Genomic DNA, 17,251 nt, shown 5'->3' with positions numbered 1-17,251 from the left:
TTCCTGCTCTTGCACGGGAAACCCGCTCCCGTTGCGTTAATCCTTTTCATTGCCCTCATTTTCACCCGCCATGTGGCAACAACCTGTCCTTCAACGCCAGAGGGTCATGGCTTCATTGGTAGAAACCCCCTGCACCCGGTCTGCCGATGGGGGGCACTGGAGAGGCTAGCGCCATAAAACCGGCCGGGGCCGCTGGGAATGTCTGTAGTCAGGCCGGAGCTGATTGTTCCCACCAAAAAAAGAGGGATCGTGGTGAATGTCGCGGTGCTATGTTGGTGCGCTACCCTGAAGACGGTGAAATCTGACTGGCACGGTCCTGCCGGGATGAACACGCCACCGGCGTCAGCCAGAAGTTTCCCGGTTCAGCCGGATAACAATCCCAAACATCCTCCAGCGGCAGGCGGCCCAGGGTAAAACGCAGCCGCTGAATGAGGCGGGGCGTCACACGCGTCATCTGGCGTGTGGCAAGGACGCAATCCTGTGGGGGGCACTGACGCCGGTATGCGGGTCAGTGGTGGCTGTGTGTGATGAGATTGACCCGTTATGCAACAGTCTGTACCGCAGGGAACCGGGATTCAGGCGTGATCTGGTATTAAGCGCATTAGCTGTTATCACAGTGTGAATGATTTTCCGCATATCCTCGCTGGCGGATCAACCGCTGGCGCGAAACAGCCTGTCAGCCGTGCCTGGAGCGAGCAGACGGTGATTAACGTTATCCAGGCTATGTCGGGGAGTGGGGAAAACGTAACGCTGGCGAATTTTTTTGTAGCGGTTATCAGCGAGGTCCCTGCAACCGGCGGGAGTAATATGTTGGGAGTGCTCAGACTGAAGGGTAAAATCGTATCGTACAGCAGGGGTTAGGGGAGAAGCAGAAAAAAATGGCGCACATTGTGCGCCATTTTCGGTACCGGTACTCTTACTTGCGGTAAGAGTGAGCCTGGTTGTCCAGACGCTGGTTAGCACGAGCTGCGTCATCTTTAGCAGCCTGAACGTCAGAACGCATTGCGTTCACGTCGTTGCTCAGCTGGTCAACTTTCGCGTTCAGAGTCTGAACGTCGGTAGACAGCTGGTCGATTTTAGCGTTGCTTGAGCAACCGGCCAGCAGAGTTGAACCCAGAATTACCGCGCCCAGTACCAGTTTAGTACGATTCATTATTAATACCCTCTAGATTGAGTTAATCTCCATGTAGCGTTACAAGTATTACACAAAGTTTTTTCTAAAGAGAATAAATTTTAGTAAGAAGGTCGTTAAATTTGTTCGTTCGCTCAAAGAAGCACCGCCTTTGCCGATTTTGGCAAAATTTTTAGCGAAAACAGGTCATTTTAATGGTGTCTGAATCTACTCACCGGTGGTTTGCACCGTTACTTTTTATTGCTAACGTTGTCTTTTTTTATCAGTTATAAAAAAAGCGCCACTCAGGGCGCTTAACGATGACCGGACGATAATGTTAACTACAACAGGTGAACCGACGCCGTGTTAGTCGTCCCGCTCGGTACCAGTGCGCCAGAGACCATCACCACCACATCACCTTTCTGAGCATAGCCGCTGGCAACCGCTGCTTCTTTGCCAAGGCGGTAGAAATCGTCAGTAGAGGCAATTTCTTTCACTACGGTGGCGATGATGCCTTTGCTGAGGATCAGCTGACGTGCCGTCAGTTTATTGGTGGTCAGTGCCAGAATAGTGGCATTAGGGAAATATTTACGTACCGACTTGGCGGATTTTCCGCCTTCGGTTGCCACGACGATCAACGGAGCTTCCAGATTCTCTGCCGTTTCTACCGCGCCACGGCAAACCGCCTCGGTAATGCGCATTTTGCGATTGTCGTGCTGGGCATCGATCCGACTTTTCATCACCCGGTCAGTACGTTCACAGATGGTGGCCATAATGGTCACAGACTCTAGCGGATATTTTCCCTTGGCGCTTTCACCTGAAAGCATCACAGCATCGGTGCCGTCAAGGATCGCGTTGGCAACATCTCCGGCCTCTGCACGGGTAGGGCGCGGGTTCTTAATCATGGAATCGAGCATCTGCGTAGCGGTGATAACCACTTTGCGGGCGCGGTTACATTTTTTGATCATCATCTTCTGAGCGAAGATCACTTCTTCGACCGGAATTTCGACGCCGAGGTCACCACGGGCAACCATTATGCCGTCAGAGGCATCAAGAATTTCATCAAAGTTATTCAGGCCTTCCTGGTTTTCTATTTTGGAAATGATCTGAATATGCTCGCCGCCGTTCTGCTTGAGGTGCTCACGAATTTCCAGCACGTCAGAACGTTTGCGGATAAAGGAAGCCGCAACAAAGTCGACACCCTGTTCACAACCAAAAATCAGATCGCGCTTGTCTTTCTCTGCCAGTGCCGGTAACTGGATAGAAACGCCCGGAAGATTTACCCCTTTGTTCTCGCCCAGGTCGCCGTTGTTCAGCACCTTGCAGACAACGGTGGTTTCAGTGACTTCGGTCACTTCCATACCGATCAGGCCGTCATCCACCAGCACGGTATTACCAATTTTCAGATCGGAAGCAAAGCCCGGATAGGTCACCGCTACGCGCTCATGGTTACCCGTCACTGACTGATCGGTAGTGAAGGTAAAGGTCTGACCTGCTTTAAGCGCAACATCAGCACCACCTTCCAGCTTCATAGTGCGGATTTCCGGGCCTTTGGTATCCAGCAGAATGGCGGCCTGATGGCTGGTTTTGTCCATCACCGCACGCAGGTTGGCAATACGTTTACCGTGCTCTTCGTAATCACCGTGTGAGAAATTCAGACGCATAACATTCATGCCTGCATCAAGCAGGTTGGTTAGCATCTCTTCAGATTCGGTTTTTGGTCCGATAGTACAAACGATCTTGGTCTTTTTCATGACGAGTTATCTGTTAAGTTGTGATGAATTGGAAAAATGGGATTCCGGGCCTGGTGCACCGGGAGAGATTTTTTGCCTGAGCGGCGAACTGCGATACAAAACAGGAACAGGTGACAGTCGATAAGTGTGGTAGAAGAAGTTTTAACGTGCTTTCAACGTGAACGCAATATGGTCTCGCACAACCCGCTATCAATTTTCTGAAAGGATAAATCATCCGCTGAAACCATTCATGTGAAACAACGTTCCGCATTATAGTCGTTCGGCATGGTAAAACCAATTAAAAAGGTTAGCTGGCGAAAGTATAACGGTTGTTTTAAATCAGACTATTGCAGAAAAATTAACACCAGTATGGAAGGTACAGGGGAGAAGCCTTCGTGGTGCGTCCGAGTGGACTCGAACCACCGACCCCCACCATGTCAAGGTGGTGCTCTAACCAACTGAGCTACGGACGCAAAGTAAATATGGTGCGTCCGAGTGGACTCGAACCACCGACCCCCACCATGTCAAGGTGGTGCTCTAACCAACTGAGCTACGGACGCACTGTGGTGCGTTCTAGAGGACTCGAACCTCCGACCCCCACCATGTCAAGGTGGTGCTCTAACCAACTGAGCTAAGAACGCATCCCGACTGTCCTGATGACAGCGGGGACGAATATTAACGACAGCCTCGTCGACTGGCAAGCAGAAATACGCTTTTTTGGCGGTGACTGCTGCTCAACTGTGCGAAGCGCGGCAATTTTAAACATCATCGTGGTAAACCACACTAAAATTAGTGCGCTGCGCGGGCCAGAATGTGTTCAGCGGGCGATCGTTGTATATGCTTTATTCGCCATACCATCATCACGGCGGACGAAGTCAGTCCGAAGATAAAGCCTACCCAGAAGCCGGCCGGCCCCATTGCAGGAACAATCCAGTTGGTGAGTGCGAGGATATACCCGCTGGGCAAGCCAAGCAGCCAGTAGGCGACAAAGGTGATAAAGAAAATCGAGCGGGTTTCTTTATATCCCCGCATGATGCCGCTGCCAATTACCTGTACCGCATCCGAGAACTGATAAAGAGCTGCCAGCAGCATCAGATGTGCTGCCAGCGTCACCACCTCAGGGTCGTCGCTGTAGAGTTGTGCAATGTGCTCACGAAAAATCACCGTCAGCATAGCAGTCATCAACGCAAAGGTGACGCCAACGCCCTGAGCAGCCCATGCTGCTATCCGCGCACCCTCAACTGACCCCTCTCCGAGCCTGAAGCCTACCCGTATTGTGGTGGCAACCCCCAACGACAGCGGCAGAACAAACACCAGTGAGCTGAAGTTCAGGGCTATCTGGTGACCGGCAATATTAACAATTCCCAGCGGGGAAACCAGTAAAGCAACCACCGCGAACAGCGTGACCTCAAAAAACAGCGCCAGCGCAACCGGGAGACCAAGCTGGAAAAGCCGCCACAATACTTTTCTGTCTGGCGGGCTGAAGCGGTCAGGCAGGCGAATATCCTGCATAGAGGGTGTACCACTGACCCAATATTTCATGGCGATAAACATTATCCAATAGACAGATGCCGTGGCGACACCACAGCCGACACCGCCAAGCGCGGGCATACCAAAATGACCATAGATAAAAATGTAGTTGAGCGGAATATTGACCAGCAGACCAATAAAGCCCATCACCATGCCCGGCCTGGTTTTTGACAATCCCTCGCACTGGCCTCTGCTCACCTGAAAAAAAAGGTAACCCGGTGCACCCCATAGCATTGCATGCAAATAGCCGGTGGCTTTATCCGCAAGCAGCGGATCAATGTTATGCATAGCACGGATCAAAAACCCGGCATTGTAGAGCACGGCCATAATCAGCAGCGCACTGAACAGAGCCAGCCAGTATGCCTGGCGGACCTGATAAGCCACGCGATCCCGGCGGCCAGAGCCGTTATACTGTGCAATGACCGGGGTGAGGGCAATCAGCAGACCATGACCAAATAAAATGGATGGCAGCCAGATGGAGGTGCCAACAGCGACGGCGGCCATGTCAGTGGCGCTGACAGCACCGGCCATAATGGTATCGACAAATCCCATTGCCGTCTGGGCAATTTGCGCCAGGATCACTGGGGTTGCCAGCATTAACAGTTGACGCGCTTCTGTCACATACTTCTGCACGAATACACCTTATTTTTACCGGAAAGAGGAGGCAGAAGGTTGATGCGATAGCTCTCGCTCACTTAATCAGATTCCCTGTCTGAGTCAGTGCACAGGAATTTACTGCCTGCCTTATGCCCCGAATTGTTTGGGATATAAACCGCATTGATGAAATAAACCGCCCGGCGGGCGACACAGTGTAATGTCAGAAGTATAAATAGCCAACCGGTGCAGAACTCACACCGCAGCATTTGGTTTTATTCAACGGCCAGGGCACACTTACCGACAGGATAATATCACTGAGGCCATAACTATGTTTACCGGTATTGTGCAGGGCACCGCAGAAGTGCTGGCAATTGAAGAGAAAGCCAATTTCCGTACCCACCTTGTTCGCTTTCCCGCAGAAATGCTGCCGGGGCTGGAACTGGGTGCCTCTGTTTCTCACAATGGCTGTTGTCTGACGGTAACCGAAGTGAATGGCGACCAGGTGAGTTTTGATTTGGTCAAAGAGACGTTACGTATTACCAACCTTGGCGATCTGAAACCCGGCGATAAAATTAATGTTGAACGTGCGGCAAAATTCAGTGATGAAATTGGTGGACATCTGATGTCTGGCCATATTATGACCACTGCCGTCATCAGTAAAATTCTGACCTCGGAAAATAACCGTGAAATCTGGTTCAAACCGCAGGACGCGCAGCAGATGAAATATATTCTGCACAAAGGATTTATTGGTATTGATGGCATCAGCCTGACCGTTGGTGAAGTGACCAGTACTAAATTCTGCGTTCATCTTATTCCAGAGACGCTGGCCAGAACCACGCTGGGCGGAAAGCGACTGGGTGACAGGGTTAATATTGAAATCGATCCACATACTCAGGCGATTGTGGAAACCGTTGAGCGGGTACTTGCACAGCGTGAGGCAGCCGCGATTGCCGCAGCGGAATGGACGCCGCAACAATAATAATAACGGGGCCGACTATATGGTCGACCCCGTTGCAATAATCTACATCGGGCACAGTTTGTGTCGGATTTAGTGGCTTGTGGTTCGCAAAGCAATCAATTGACTTGCCGCGGGTTAATGACGGTTTTCCGCCGGTGACAAGCGAATCTCCTGCGAACCTGCCTGTTGTAAAATATAACCAGGAATAACCATAAAGGCCGTGGCTAACATCACCAGGGCGGTAGTCAGAAGCGGGGTACTGATAAAGGTTGAGGCAATCAGACTGGTCGCGCAACACAACCCCAGTTGCAGCGTATTTTGCAACGCTGCGGCTTTGCCACTGGCCTGAGGAAAAGGCAACAGAGCATTTGCCACCACCAGTGGATAGATAGCCCCGTTTGCCAAAGCCATCAGACAAAAGGGTGACAGCAATCCCGTCACTGATGGTGTCTCCATTCGGGCAGCTATGAAGAAAGAGACAATACTGAGCACATACAGCGCCAGCAGCCAGGGCAGAAGAGTGGTACTCCGGGCATATTTCAGCAACGTGCGACAGCCATATCCCCCCAGCAGAAACGCCAGCGTTTGAGGAATATAACTCAGGCCAATGTCACCGGGCGTCATGCCCAGTTCAGTCAGGATAAAGGGCGATGCCGTAAGCCAGGTAAAAAAGCTGGCGGAGCAGGCCGCGTAAATCAACACGTTGCCACTGTAATGCGGTGATTTCAGTAAGGTGCTGAAGCGGATTTGCTTACCCACGGCGCCAGTGTTGCGGGGTGTGTTGCTCAGGCAAAGCGAACATACCAGCAGGCACAGTGCAATCAGCAGCAGCGCGATAAAGATCGCTCTCCAGCTGAAGTGGTTGAGCAGCCATGCTCCAAGCAGTGGTGCAAGGGCCGGAGACAATGCAACCAGTGGCATGACAGTGGCAAAAATACGATTGGCGCGATCTGCAGGATAGCGGTCAATCACCAGAGTCTGCCAGGTGACCGCTGCCGCACAGATCCCGACCGCCTGCAAAAAACGCCACACCAGCAGTGCCGGCGCTGAGTCCACCCACCACATGGCAGCACAGCTGACAGCAAATAATCCCAGCCCCATCAGCAGCACCGGCTTGCGACCAATTTGGTCAGAGAGTGGCCCCCAGAACAGCTGTGCAACAGCAAATCCCGCGAGGAAAATGCTCAGGCTGGCACCGATTATTCCGGCTTCGGTTTGTAAATCCTGTTGCATGGCACCAAAGGCGGGCAGGTACATATCGGTGGCAAGAAAGCCGGCAACGCTGAGTAGGGCAAGATAAACAGTAAATCTTTTCGATGGCATGCTAAGGCTCTTTCATCATTGAAATAAAACGCTGCAGAGTCTACCGGACTGGCAAAATACCTGTGAAACGGTAATATTTGTGAATTGCATTCAAAAAAATTGCAGGCTGATTATGTGGTCGGAGCATTCTCTTGAAGTGATTGATGCGGTAGCCCGAACCGGCAGTTTCACCGCTGCGGCGGCAGAACTTCACCGGGTGCCTTCAGCCATCAGTTATACCGTGCGCCAGCTGGAGGAGTGGCTGGCAGTGCCGCTGTTTATCAGACGCCACCGCGATGTGGAGTTAACGGATGCCGGGCGGCATTTTGTTCAGGAAGGCCGTATTGTTATCAAAAAAATGCTGGTCACCAGGCGACAGTGCCAGCAGCTGGCCAATGGTTGGCGTGGGCAAATGAATGTCGCCGTCGACTGTATTGTAAAACCTGCCAGAACGCGCCAGCTGGTGGTCGATTTCTACCGGCATTTTCCCGATATGGAACTGCATCTGTCTGCGGAGGTGTTTAACGGGGTCTGGGACGCGCTGGCTGATGGCCGGGTAGATGTTGCCATTGGCGCGACGCAGGCGATCCCGGTGGGCGGTCGTTTTGCCTTTCGTGATATGGGGATGCTCAGCTGGTGTTGTGTGGTGAGTGCCGGACATCCGTTGGTGGCGCTTGAGGGGGAGGTTGACGACGACGCCATCAGGGCATGGCCGTCGCTCGTGCTTGAAGACACCTCCCGTGCTCTGCCCAAAAGAACCACCTGGACACTGGACAACCAGCGGCGAATGGTGGTGCCCGACTGGGAAAGCGGCATGAATTGCCTGTTAGCCGGACTCTGCGTGGCAATGGTGCCGGTACACCGGGCAAAACCGTTTTTACAGGATGGAGCGTTAAAGGCGCTGCGGCTTGCGGCCGCTTTCCCGGAAAGCCCGTGCTGCGTCAGCTGGGCAGAACAACCGGCTTCACCGGCGCTGGCGTGGTTGCTTGAATATCTGGGAGACACAGCCACTCTGAACAGTGAGTGGCTACGGGAAGAGGTGTGATGGCGTGCTGAAATGCCGCTTACGATGACGGTCATCTCCCGGTATTCACCTGTTCCTGCGGTCTTGTTGCTGCCGGATGAAATCAGCGACGACTATCAATAAAAGGGCCATCGGCTACCGAGCGGCGCTCAATCAGTCTGGGGTAAACCTCGATGGTCTGTGGTTCTTCACGTTTACTGGTAATACGATCCAGCAGCATGGTGAAGGCGGTTTGCCCAAGCTGCTGTTTCGGTTGATGGATGGTGGTCAGTGAAGGCGTAAAGTAGCGGGCATTGCGCACGTTATCGTAGCCGATCACCGAAATATCCTGCGGTACACGCAATCCCATTTCATCTGCCGCGCAGATGGCCCCCATTGCCATTACGTCGCCGCCACAGAATACGGCACTGGGGCGCTGCTCCTGTGCGAGAATTTGCCGCATGGCGCGGTAGCCTGATTCCGGCTCGAAATCTCCCTGAACCAGCCACTCCTCGCGCAGGGAAATGTCTGCTTCGCAAAGGGCTTTCAGAAATCCGGCATGGCGTCCACCACCGGTATTGCGCTCCATCTGACCGGGGATCACGCCAATATCCCGGTGGCCGCGATCGATCAGATAGCGGCCGGCAAGGTAGCCCCCCTCAAAGGCGTTATCCAGTACGGTATCGGTGAAATCACCTCGCGATTCACCCCAGTCCATCACCACCATCGGGATATTACGATTATCCTCTAACATGGTGATAAGTTGATCAGGGTATTCGGAACACATTACCAGCAGCCCATCGACGCGTTTTTGCGCCATCATTGACAGATAGGCGTGCTGTTTTTTCAGATCGTTGTGCGCATTGCCCAGAATCAGGGTATAGCCTTGCTCAAAGCAGCAATTTTCTACCGCCTCAATAATTTCGGCAAAGTAGGGTGCTTCGCTGGATGTGGCCAGCAGGCCAATAGTTTTGGTGTTATTTACCTTCAGGCTTCTGGCCACCGCGCTGGGGGAATAATGCAGTGCCTTGATCGCCGCCCAAACGGCCTTGCTCGTTTCTTCTGCGACAAAGCGAGTTTTATTGATGACGTGGGAAACGGTGGTGGTGGAAACCCCGGCATGTCTGGCCACATCTTTTATTGTTGCCATACTGGCTACTCCTGAATCTGTCGTAACTTACTGATAATATTTTGGTTAAACGATTGCCTGGAAATGCAAAAATCAGACGTTTGCGCGTAATTTGTGGTGCAGTGCGCAGACATCAAATAAGAAAAAGGATTTTATGCCGGATGTTACACATGGATAAAAGGTTGCCAGCGTGTCGTGTCGGGCTGTCAAAAAAACAAATACTAACAAGGCTTGGAAGAGAAGACGAGATTTTTACGGGAGGCTGTGGGAAAATCAATGAAATGGTAAAAAGTGAGGATATTAAAGAATACTGATGGATACGGATTTGAAGTTTTCACTACTGACAACCGCATGTGCTTTACTGATGATAGTCGCGTTCAGTATCACCGCGGTAATGCACTGAGCTGAGTACAAGGGACGCTCAACAGAGCGTCCCTTTTATATTCCCCGTTAGCGAATGGTTTTCGGCGTCATCATGCGACGGGCACCAATGTAATGGCGCTGCCAGTAATCCTCACTCAGCGCGCTGACCTGAATATCTTTGCCGGTGCGCGGCGACTGAATAAATTTACCATTACCAAGATATACGCCAACGTGATCGGCAGTACCCCGACCGTTAATTCGAAAGAACACCAAATCGCCTTTTTCAAGATCATCGCGTTTAATCGAGGCTGCATCGCGCAGGTGATACATTTCATTCGCCGTGCGCGGGATTTTGAATTTAACCAGATCTTTATAGGCGTACCAGACCAGACCACTACAATCAAAACCGGTTTTCGGGGAGGTACCGCCCCACTGATACGGTTTGCCCAATTGTCCAATCAGCTTGGTCATCGCTGTCTCACGTGCTTTTTGATAGCGTGCGCGGTGTGCCCTGCTTAGCTTTAGCGGCGCACCGCTGGGTATTTGCTCATCAGCCTGATCCATGTGATTGCCATGATAGCGTCTTTTATAGACCGTCAGTGAACGTTTGGGCGACGCCTTTTTTGCCGTCTCGTTAACCGGCTGGCGCTTTTTAATTTTGAATTTATTAACGGTGGTCTGACGTGATTTTTTATTGCTGGCTTCTTTGGCTTTACCTGAGCTGGTTTTCACTGGCCGACGCTTACGACGTTCATCTTCACGGGCAGTGGTATTGCTGTCCACTTTGTGATGATTAGCATTAACAGGCGTATGTGGCGATGCGTGCGCCATATTCAGCAACAGCTGTGTCATAGCCAGGATGATAAGCGTAATAAGTAAACGCATCGTTACCGTTAAATGTTTGTGCTCCCGCCAGGGCCAGAGCATGGTTGAATTAAAATGTCTGTGAAACTTGATGTCCGATTCTAATCGAACTCTTCAACCAAAGTTAAGGCCTTTTTTGTTTCAATGATACATAACCGGTAAAAGCTGTAAAAAATGAGCCTAATCAGAGGGATTACCGATCGGCTACAGTATTGATTTTGCACAAACCGGCGCTAAAAAAACCGCCGAACGGTTATTTGCTTAATAGTGAACTCTGGCAGCTTACTTCATCATCAGATGACTCTGCTGAAAATGTCGTTTTACCAGAGGTTCATAATCGTTACAATAATGAGACACGACGTATCCGCTTAAGGAAACTATTAATGAGTACTGTTGAGAAGATTGAGCGCCAGATAGCAGAAAATCCCATTCTGCTGTACATGAAAGGCTCCCCGAAATTGCCAAGCTGTGGTTTCTCTGCACAGGCCGTGCAGGCACTTTCCGCCTGCGGTGAGCGTTTTGCTTATGTTGATATTTTGCAGAACCCGGACATTCGCGCCGAGCTGCCAAAATATGCGAACTGGCCAACGTTCCCCCAGCTATGGGTGGACGGTGAACTGGTTGGTGGCTGCGATATCATTATCGAAATGTATCAGCGTGGTGAGCTGCAACAGCTGATTAAAGAGACCGCACAGAAATATCCGTCGGAAAGCGCTGAATAAGTCATAACGTCAGGTTGCAAGGGCAGGTAACCATGGTTTCCTGCCCTTTTTGCTTTAATATGCCAGACTGACTGTCTGGTGAAGAATGGCAAATACCGTCAGCCCGTGCGGATAAGCCGCCTGGAGGGGCACTGGCAGACTCAACAGCACCTTGCCGAAGATTAAAGTGACATTGTCACATCTCATCACCGGTTGACATCTCCGGTAGCGGCCACCCACCCAGTCGCTTCCATCGGTTAACCAGTTCGCAGAACAGATCTGCCGTTTGCACGGTATCATACAGCGCAGAATGTGCCTGGCTGCTGTCAAAGGGCATTCCGGCAGCCGTACAGGCTTTAGCCAGAACCGTTTGCCCCAACACCAGACCGCTTAGTGCAGCGGTGTCGAACGTGACAAAAGGATGGAACGGATTACGTTTGAGGCTGACCCTTTCTGCGGCGGCATTGATAAAAGTCAGATCAAAAGTGGCATTATGGGCAACCATAATGGCGCGGCTGCAACCAGCATCTTTTATGCCTTTACGTACCAGTTTGAAGATAGCGTGCAGCGCCTGGTATTCGCTTACCGCACCGCGTAAGGGGTTGCCTGGATCGATACCGTTAAATGCCAGCGCTTCCGGCTGGAGAATCGATCCTTCGAATGGCTCAACGTGAAAGTGCAGCGTCTGGTCTTTCTCCAGCCAGCCATGTTGATCCATTTTCAATGTGACGGCAGCCACTTCAAGTAATGCATTGGTTCTGGCATCGAACCCGGCGGTTTCCACATCAATCACTACCGGATAAAAACCGCGGAAGCGGTTGCTGAGGGCATTCAGTTCGTTCGATTCAGACATCAGGATCTCACAGGCGAAAAAAGGCAGCGCGTATTATGGCAAATTTTATTACCGGATGCAGCAGAGGAAGAGGACAAGGGGTACCACAGGTACCCCAAAAGGTTATGCGCTGAGGCCGTGGCCTGCGTGTTTATTCTCAATCAGTTCAATTTTATAACCATCAGGGTCCTCAACAAAGGCGATAATGGTGGTGCCCCCTTTAACCGGACCTGCCTCGCGGGTGACATTGCCCCCCTCCTTACGGATGCGATCGCAGGTTGTGGCCACATCATCAACCCCCAGCGCAATATGACCGAATGCGGTGCCTGGATCGTAGCTGTCAACGCCCCAGTTATAGGTCAACTCAATCACTGCGCCTTCGCTTTCTTCGGTGTAGCCAACAAAAGCAAGATTGTATTTATATTCCTTGTTTTCGCTGGTGCGCAACAGGCGCATACCCAGAACTTTAGTATAGAAATCAATGGAACGCTGTAAGTCACCAACGCGCAACATGGTATGAAGTAGGCGCATAACATCCTCCTGATAAAAGCGTCATTATGCGATGACGGGGAAAAACAGTATAGCGGTGAACTGGTCAGCTAACCGATACAGGACAGTTTATTTCCGATCTGATCTTTAGTTGTCAGTCTGGCCTTTCACGTCCCGACGCAGAACAACGCAGGACGGGCGGGGCTTGCAACAGGCTCTGGATTATCAGCCTTAACATTCTCCGACCATGTGCTGTATTATAAACTTTGTGCTTTATTTAAAGTCAGGTAACAGCCAGGTAAACATTTCTGGCAACGTTTGGTCAGTTGACGTGTCATTAATGCACCGGGAGTGATGGTGGCTGAGCAACTTGAATTTTTTCCGGTTCCAAGTCCGTGCCGTGGGATCTGCCAGACCGATCCACGTGGCTATTGCCGCGGCTGTCTGCGTAGCCGTGATGAGCGTTTTAACTGGATGAAATACAGCGAGGCAGAGAAACGTGATGTATTGAGACTTTGTCGCCAGCGTTTTCTGCGTCGGCAGCAGAGCGCAAAAAGCGAGCCTTCCGACGCACCGGATCAACCGTCACTGTTCTGACCCCCGGTGCTGGCTATACCGCACACCGCGCATGCAGAGAGTCATTATCCTGTAATATCAGCGTGGTAGCTTTGCTGGCCTGGGCCTTCCGGTCAGGGACTCCTGTGGTAATGCTGAGCGGGGTTTCGTAGCGTTGCCACCGTGACGTCATCACGACAACATATGGTGATAACGCAATCATCGACCGGTACAAAATCTAACCGCAAAAAATATCACAACAGAAGCGTATCGGGCATGCTGAATTTTTTCATACCACCCTCTCAAGGCGGATTACGCCAGGAGACTGAGGCTGAGAACAAAATCAGAAAGAACTGGCAGCCTGCATAAGTTTCAGAAGTGTCCGAAATATATCCGTCTTACTGATACATAATCAGTCACAAAACAGACAGGAAATCCCGAAAGTATCGCAATGAAAGCCAGAGAGACGGGCGAAATAAGGGGCGGTTAGCGGTAGTGTGGATATAATTCATCCGGCTGCCTTCCCGCCTGACCTCCGGTAGCCTGGCGACAAAGCTGCACCGGATTTGTATTTTATCCTGTAAACTCGCAGAATATTTCGTGTTGAGATATGACAGATAGCAAGCTAATTATAAGGAGATGAAATTGGACACATCATTAGGAACGGATCTCGCAAGATTAGTGCGTATCTGGCGCTCTTTAATCGACCATCGTCTGAAGCCGCTGGAATTGACCCAGACACACTGGGTGACCCTACATAACATTCATCAGTTGCCGCCTGAGCAGTCACAGATCCAGCTGGCAAAGGCCATTGGTATCGAACAGCCTTCATTAGTGCGTACGCTCGATCAGCTGGAAGAGAAGGGCCTGATTACCCGTACCACCTGTGCCAGTGACCGTCGTGCCAAACGCATCAGTCTGACTGAGGAAGCCGCTCCGATAATCTCTCAGGTCGAGCACGTCATTAGTGCTACCCGATATGACATTCTTGCCGGGATCTCACGGGAGGAGATTGATGAAATGGTGAGGCTGATTTCGCAGCTGGAAAAAAACATTCTGCATTTACATGCCCGGGAAGCGTAAATGTCAGTGTTGGGTCACGACTGATTACATCTCACTTTGTGACTGGCATAAACAGAATGTTTATCCTGAGCGTCCAAACCCGATCAAAAGATTCGACCGGCATTTGCCGGTCGAAGAGGAGTTAACGTGGTGACACTGTTACCTGGCTGCCATTGGAGGCAATTGCCACTCGCATTCCAGCGGAGAAGCGGCTGGCGGCCTGTTTCTGTACCACCATAATGGTGTTGCCATCGTCCTTGCGGATTTCCAGTTCAACACCCTCAGATTTGTTCATTGCACCCTGTACGCCCTGTCCGGCGACCCCCCCGGCGACCGCGCCAGCGGCGGTTGCCAGAGTACGACCGGAACCACCACCAACGGTGTTGCCCAGTAAACCGCCCAGCACCGCACCACCAATTGCACCAATAACATTATTGTTATCACCACCCTGGATTTGCACCGGGCGAACAGATACCAGCGTACCGTAGGTAACACTCTGCACCTGGCGGGCTTCGGAAGCGCTGTAAACATCCCCAGAAAGCGTGTTGTTATTGGCACAGCCTGCTAAGGTCACACCGGTCAGGGCCACGATGGCTATACGCTTAAACATGTTCAGAACTCCTTTATTATTCACATGCTGCATTCAGTTGCGCAGCGATCAATAACGTAATTATATGGCACAGGCAATGTCTGTCTTTCGCTTAAGGTAAAAAAATGTGAAGTTCAGGATAAACTGGCAGGGGTAATCCTGCCATCGATCAGTAATAAGATAACCGGAAAAGAGCAAAAACGTAATGGTGTTTGAAAAAACATGATTAATCATAGAATTGCGTTACCAATTTTTCGACGCTTCAGAAAAATGGTGATTAATTCTGGTGACAGGGGCAGAAAAAGATGAAATCAGGACGCTATATCGGGGTGATGTCAGGCACCAGTCTTGACGGTGTTGATGTGGTACTGGCAGCAATAGACCGGGAAAGGGTGGTGCAACAGGCAAGCTACTGTCATCCCATTCCGGCGGCGTTGCGGCAGGATATTCTTGCTGTCAGTCAGGGACAGCCACTAACGCTGTCGCAACTTGGCCAGCTGGATACCCGACTGGGGCGACTGTTTGCCGATGCTGTGAATACCTTGCTTTTGCAGCAGCGGCTGGTAAAAGAGGAGATTACCGCGATAGGCTGCCACGGACAGACGGTCTGGCATGAGCCACAGGGCGAAGCGCCCAACACTCTCCAGATAGGCGATAATAATCAGATTGTTGCAGCAACAGGAATTACTGTCGTGGGCGATTTCCGTCGTCGCGATATGGCACTTGGTGGACAGGGTGCCCCGCTGGTTCCGGCCTTCCATCATGCCATTCTGATGCATCCGCTGGAGCGACGGATGGTGTTAAACATTGGCGGTATCGCTAATCTGTCATTGTTACTTCCCGGTCAACCCGTTGGCGGTTATGACACAGGGCCCGGCAATATGTTACTGGACGCATGGATTTGGCGTCATCAGGGCACACGCTATGACCAGGATGGCCGTTGGGGTAGCGGCGGAACGGTGATTTATCCGTTGTTACAACATATGCTGGTTGACCCCTGGTTTGCGCTTCCCGCGCCTAAATCTACTGGCAGGGAATATTTCAACTCTGGCTGGATCGATCGGCAGCTGGCACCCTTTCCGGGCCTGTCGGCACAGGATGTTCAGGCCACGCTGGCTGAGCTAACCGCGACCACCATTGTGCATCAAATCATGCGCAATGGTGGCTGTGAACGCCTGCTGGTATGCGGTGGCGGTAGCCGAAACCTGTTGCTGATGGCCAGGATCGGCAGCCTGTTAACCGGTATTGAAGTCAGCACTACCGACAGCGTAGGGATTAGCGGTGACGATATGGAAGGGCTGGCTTTTGCGTGGCTGGCTTACCGTACATTATCCGGCGAAACAGGAAACCTGCCTTTGGTAACCGGTGCCCGTGAGGCATCGGTACTTGGCGCGATTTATCCCGCCAATCACCACTGTAACCGCGAAACAATCATATTCAGTCCGCAGGGGACGTGCTGATTTTGGGCGAGTGAGCAGACGGCGTGGAACAGGTTTATCGCTTCGGGCCTGATAGCGGAAGATGATCCACTGAGCCTGAAGCAGCAGCAGGTCGCGCACCCGGTGTGCGACACCGCGAGACTAATTACGTTCTCCGGGCAAAGGAGATGATGCAATCATTGAGCGCAATAACAACATGACTGGCGTCTGAATGCGGGTAACCCGTTGAAATTCATTGGGGCAGAGCGCACAATGTTCTTTTCTCTCTCAGCAGAAGCCGGAAAAATGAACCAAACCGATAGCCTGCATCAGATTGCCCATCTGCGGCGTGAATACACACGGGGCGGCCTGCGTCGTAAGGATCTTCCCGCCGATCCCCTCATTCTGTTTGAGCACTGGCTGAATCAGTCGGTTGCCGCGCAACTGCCGGACCCGACGGCGATGAGTGTGGCGACGGTAGATCAGCATGGCCAACCATATCAGCGCATCGTTTTACTCAAACATTATGACCAACGTGGCCTGGTGTTTTACACCAATCTTGGCAGCCGTAAGGCGCAACATCTTGAAGGTAATCCCCGTGTCAGCCTGTTGTTTCCGTGGCACATGCTTGAGCGACAGGTGATGGTGCTGGGGACGGTTGAAAAGCTGTCTGTTGTTGACGTAATGAAGTATTTTCACAGTCGTCCGCGTGACAGCCAGATTGGCGCATGGGTGTCTCAACAGTCCAGCCGTATCTCCGCCAGGGGCGTACTGGAAGGTAAATTTCTTGAACTGAAGCAAAAGTTCCAGAAAGGCGAGATACCGTTGCCCAGCTTCTGGGGAGGATTTCGTATCAAACCGGAATCCATGGAATTCTGGCAGGGGGGGGAGCATCGTCTGCATGACCGTTTTTTCTACCAACGCGAAGGCGATAGCTGGAAAATTGATCGCCTTGCTCCCTGATCCCGCGAAATAATCCGCTTAAGCGCTGGTGCCACGTGCTCCGGCGCTTTAT

19 protein-coding genes and 3 tRNA genes are annotated in these 17,251 nt (G+C 51.7%); 9 read left to right on the top strand and 13 right to left on the bottom strand.

Annotated elements, in window-relative coordinates:
* Positions 1–280: 280 nt before the first annotated feature.
* Positions 281–445, bottom strand: a complete 165-nt coding sequence (locus EB241_RS20810) for a hypothetical protein (RefSeq protein ID WP_158612372.1) — start codon at positions 443–445, stop codon at positions 281–283.
* Positions 446–618: 173 nt separating this feature from the next.
* On the opposite strand from EB241_RS20810, the gene EB241_RS04735 reads away from it, so the two are divergent.
* Positions 619–861, top strand: coding sequence for a hypothetical protein (locus EB241_RS04735; protein WP_124232072.1), 243 nt, complete (start codon positions 619–621; stop codon positions 859–861).
* A 55-nt stretch (positions 862–916) separates the two neighbouring features.
* Here the strand turns inward: EB241_RS04735 and EB241_RS04730 are convergent, their stop codons facing one another.
* From EB241_RS04730 to EB241_RS04705, 6 genes are all read right to left on the bottom strand, one after another.
* The gene (locus EB241_RS04730) at positions 917–1,153 is read right to left on the bottom strand and encodes a major outer membrane lipoprotein (RefSeq protein WP_013201929.1); all 237 of its coding nucleotides are present in this window, start codon (positions 1,151–1,153) and stop codon (positions 917–919) included.
* Between the two features lie 299 nt (positions 1,154–1,452).
* Entirely contained in the window at positions 1,453–2,865 is a 1,413-nt protein-coding gene (gene pykF, locus EB241_RS04725) for a pyruvate kinase PykF (protein WP_124232071.1), read from the bottom strand.
* Positions 2,866–3,240: 375 nt separating this feature from the next.
* Positions 3,241–3,317 (bottom strand) — tRNA-Val (locus tag EB241_RS04720).
* 10 nt (positions 3,318–3,327) lie between these two features.
* Positions 3,328–3,404: transfer RNA gene (locus EB241_RS04715), tRNA-Val, on the bottom strand.
* A gap of 4 nt (positions 3,405–3,408) precedes the next feature.
* Positions 3,409–3,485 (bottom strand) — tRNA-Val (locus EB241_RS04710).
* Positions 3,486–3,633: 148 nt separating this feature from the next.
* Positions 3,634–5,007 (bottom strand): MATE family efflux transporter, encoded by a 1,374-nt coding sequence (locus tag EB241_RS04705; protein WP_124232070.1) that lies wholly within the window; start codon positions 5,005–5,007, stop codon positions 3,634–3,636.
* Between the two features lie 292 nt (positions 5,008–5,299).
* Between EB241_RS04705 and EB241_RS04700 the strand changes: the two genes are divergently transcribed.
* The gene (locus EB241_RS04700) at positions 5,300–5,950 is read left to right on the top strand and encodes a riboflavin synthase subunit alpha (RefSeq protein WP_124232069.1); all 651 of its coding nucleotides are present in this window, start codon (positions 5,300–5,302) and stop codon (positions 5,948–5,950) included.
* Between the two features lie 114 nt (positions 5,951–6,064).
* Here EB241_RS04700 and punC read toward each other — a convergent pair whose 3' ends face one another.
* On the bottom strand, positions 6,065–7,252 hold the full coding sequence (punC, locus tag EB241_RS04695) for a purine nucleoside transporter PunC (protein WP_124232068.1): 1,188 nt from the start codon (positions 7,250–7,252) through the stop codon (positions 6,065–6,067).
* Between the two features lie 112 nt (positions 7,253–7,364).
* Between punC and punR the strand changes: the two genes are divergently transcribed.
* Positions 7,365–8,276, top strand: coding sequence for a DNA-binding transcriptional activator PunR (punR, locus tag EB241_RS04690; protein ID WP_124232067.1), 912 nt, complete (start codon positions 7,365–7,367; stop codon positions 8,274–8,276).
* Between the two features lie 82 nt (positions 8,277–8,358).
* On the opposite strand, the gene purR is transcribed toward punR, so the two are convergent.
* Positions 8,359–9,384, bottom strand: coding sequence for an HTH-type transcriptional repressor PurR (purR, locus tag EB241_RS04685; protein WP_124232066.1), 1,026 nt, complete (start codon positions 9,382–9,384; stop codon positions 8,359–8,361).
* A 292-nt stretch (positions 9,385–9,676) separates the two neighbouring features.
* On the opposite strand from purR, the gene cydH reads away from it, so the two are divergent.
* Positions 9,677–9,766 (top strand): cytochrome bd-I oxidase subunit CydH, encoded by a 90-nt coding sequence (cydH, locus tag EB241_RS21930; RefSeq protein ID WP_124232065.1) that lies wholly within the window; start codon positions 9,677–9,679, stop codon positions 9,764–9,766.
* 47 nt (positions 9,767–9,813) lie between these two features.
* On the opposite strand, the gene EB241_RS04675 is transcribed toward cydH, so the two are convergent.
* Positions 9,814–10,611, bottom strand: a complete 798-nt coding sequence (locus tag EB241_RS04675; protein WP_124232064.1) for a C40 family peptidase — start codon at positions 10,609–10,611, stop codon at positions 9,814–9,816.
* Between the two features lie 362 nt (positions 10,612–10,973).
* On the opposite strand from EB241_RS04675, the gene EB241_RS04670 reads away from it, so the two are divergent.
* A complete protein-coding gene (locus tag EB241_RS04670; RefSeq protein WP_124232063.1) occupies positions 10,974–11,312 on the top strand; it encodes a Grx4 family monothiol glutaredoxin in 339 nt (112 codons plus the stop codon).
* A gap of 175 nt (positions 11,313–11,487) precedes the next feature.
* Here EB241_RS04670 and rnt read toward each other — a convergent pair whose 3' ends face one another.
* Together rnt and gloA are read right to left on the bottom strand one after the other, a co-directional pair.
* Positions 11,488–12,144, bottom strand: a complete 657-nt coding sequence (rnt, locus tag EB241_RS04665; RefSeq protein ID WP_124232062.1) for a ribonuclease T — start codon at positions 12,142–12,144, stop codon at positions 11,488–11,490.
* A gap of 102 nt (positions 12,145–12,246) precedes the next feature.
* Positions 12,247–12,654: a lactoylglutathione lyase gene (gloA, locus tag EB241_RS04660; RefSeq protein WP_124232061.1), complete on the bottom strand. Its 408-nt coding sequence runs from the start codon at positions 12,652–12,654 to the stop codon at positions 12,247–12,249.
* 312 nt (positions 12,655–12,966) lie between these two features.
* Here gloA and EB241_RS04655 point away from each other — a divergent pair, with 312 nt between their 5' ends.
* Together EB241_RS04655 and slyA are read left to right on the top strand one after the other, a co-directional pair.
* Positions 12,967–13,209, top strand: a complete 243-nt coding sequence (locus EB241_RS04655; RefSeq protein WP_199737307.1) for a DUF1289 domain-containing protein — start codon at positions 12,967–12,969, stop codon at positions 13,207–13,209.
* A gap of 597 nt (positions 13,210–13,806) precedes the next feature.
* On the top strand, positions 13,807–14,250 hold the full coding sequence (gene slyA / locus EB241_RS04650) for a transcriptional regulator SlyA (RefSeq protein ID WP_158612371.1): 444 nt from the start codon (positions 13,807–13,809) through the stop codon (positions 14,248–14,250).
* Positions 14,251–14,371: 121 nt separating this feature from the next.
* Here the strand turns inward: slyA and slyB are convergent, their stop codons facing one another.
* On the bottom strand, positions 14,372–14,839 hold the full coding sequence (gene slyB / locus EB241_RS04645) for an outer membrane lipoprotein SlyB (RefSeq protein ID WP_124232058.1): 468 nt from the start codon (positions 14,837–14,839) through the stop codon (positions 14,372–14,374).
* A 284-nt stretch (positions 14,840–15,123) separates the two neighbouring features.
* Between slyB and anmK the strand changes: the two genes are divergently transcribed.
* Together anmK and pdxH are read left to right on the top strand one after the other, a co-directional pair.
* Complete coding sequence (gene anmK, locus EB241_RS04640) at positions 15,124–16,278, top strand: anhydro-N-acetylmuramic acid kinase (protein WP_124232057.1); 1,155 nt, start codon at positions 15,124–15,126, stop codon at positions 16,276–16,278.
* Positions 16,279–16,542: 264 nt separating this feature from the next.
* Positions 16,543–17,199, top strand: coding sequence for a pyridoxamine 5'-phosphate oxidase (gene pdxH / locus EB241_RS04635; protein ID WP_124232056.1), 657 nt, complete (start codon positions 16,543–16,545; stop codon positions 17,197–17,199).
* Positions 17,200–17,251: the final 52 nt, after the last annotated feature.

It is taken from the genome of Erwinia psidii (assembly GCF_003846135.1).
Taxonomy (GTDB): domain Bacteria; phylum Pseudomonadota; class Gammaproteobacteria; order Enterobacterales; family Enterobacteriaceae; genus Erwinia; species Erwinia psidii.
The sequence above is the reverse complement of the archived record's forward strand: the minus strand, read 5'-3'. Positions and strand labels throughout refer to the sequence as shown.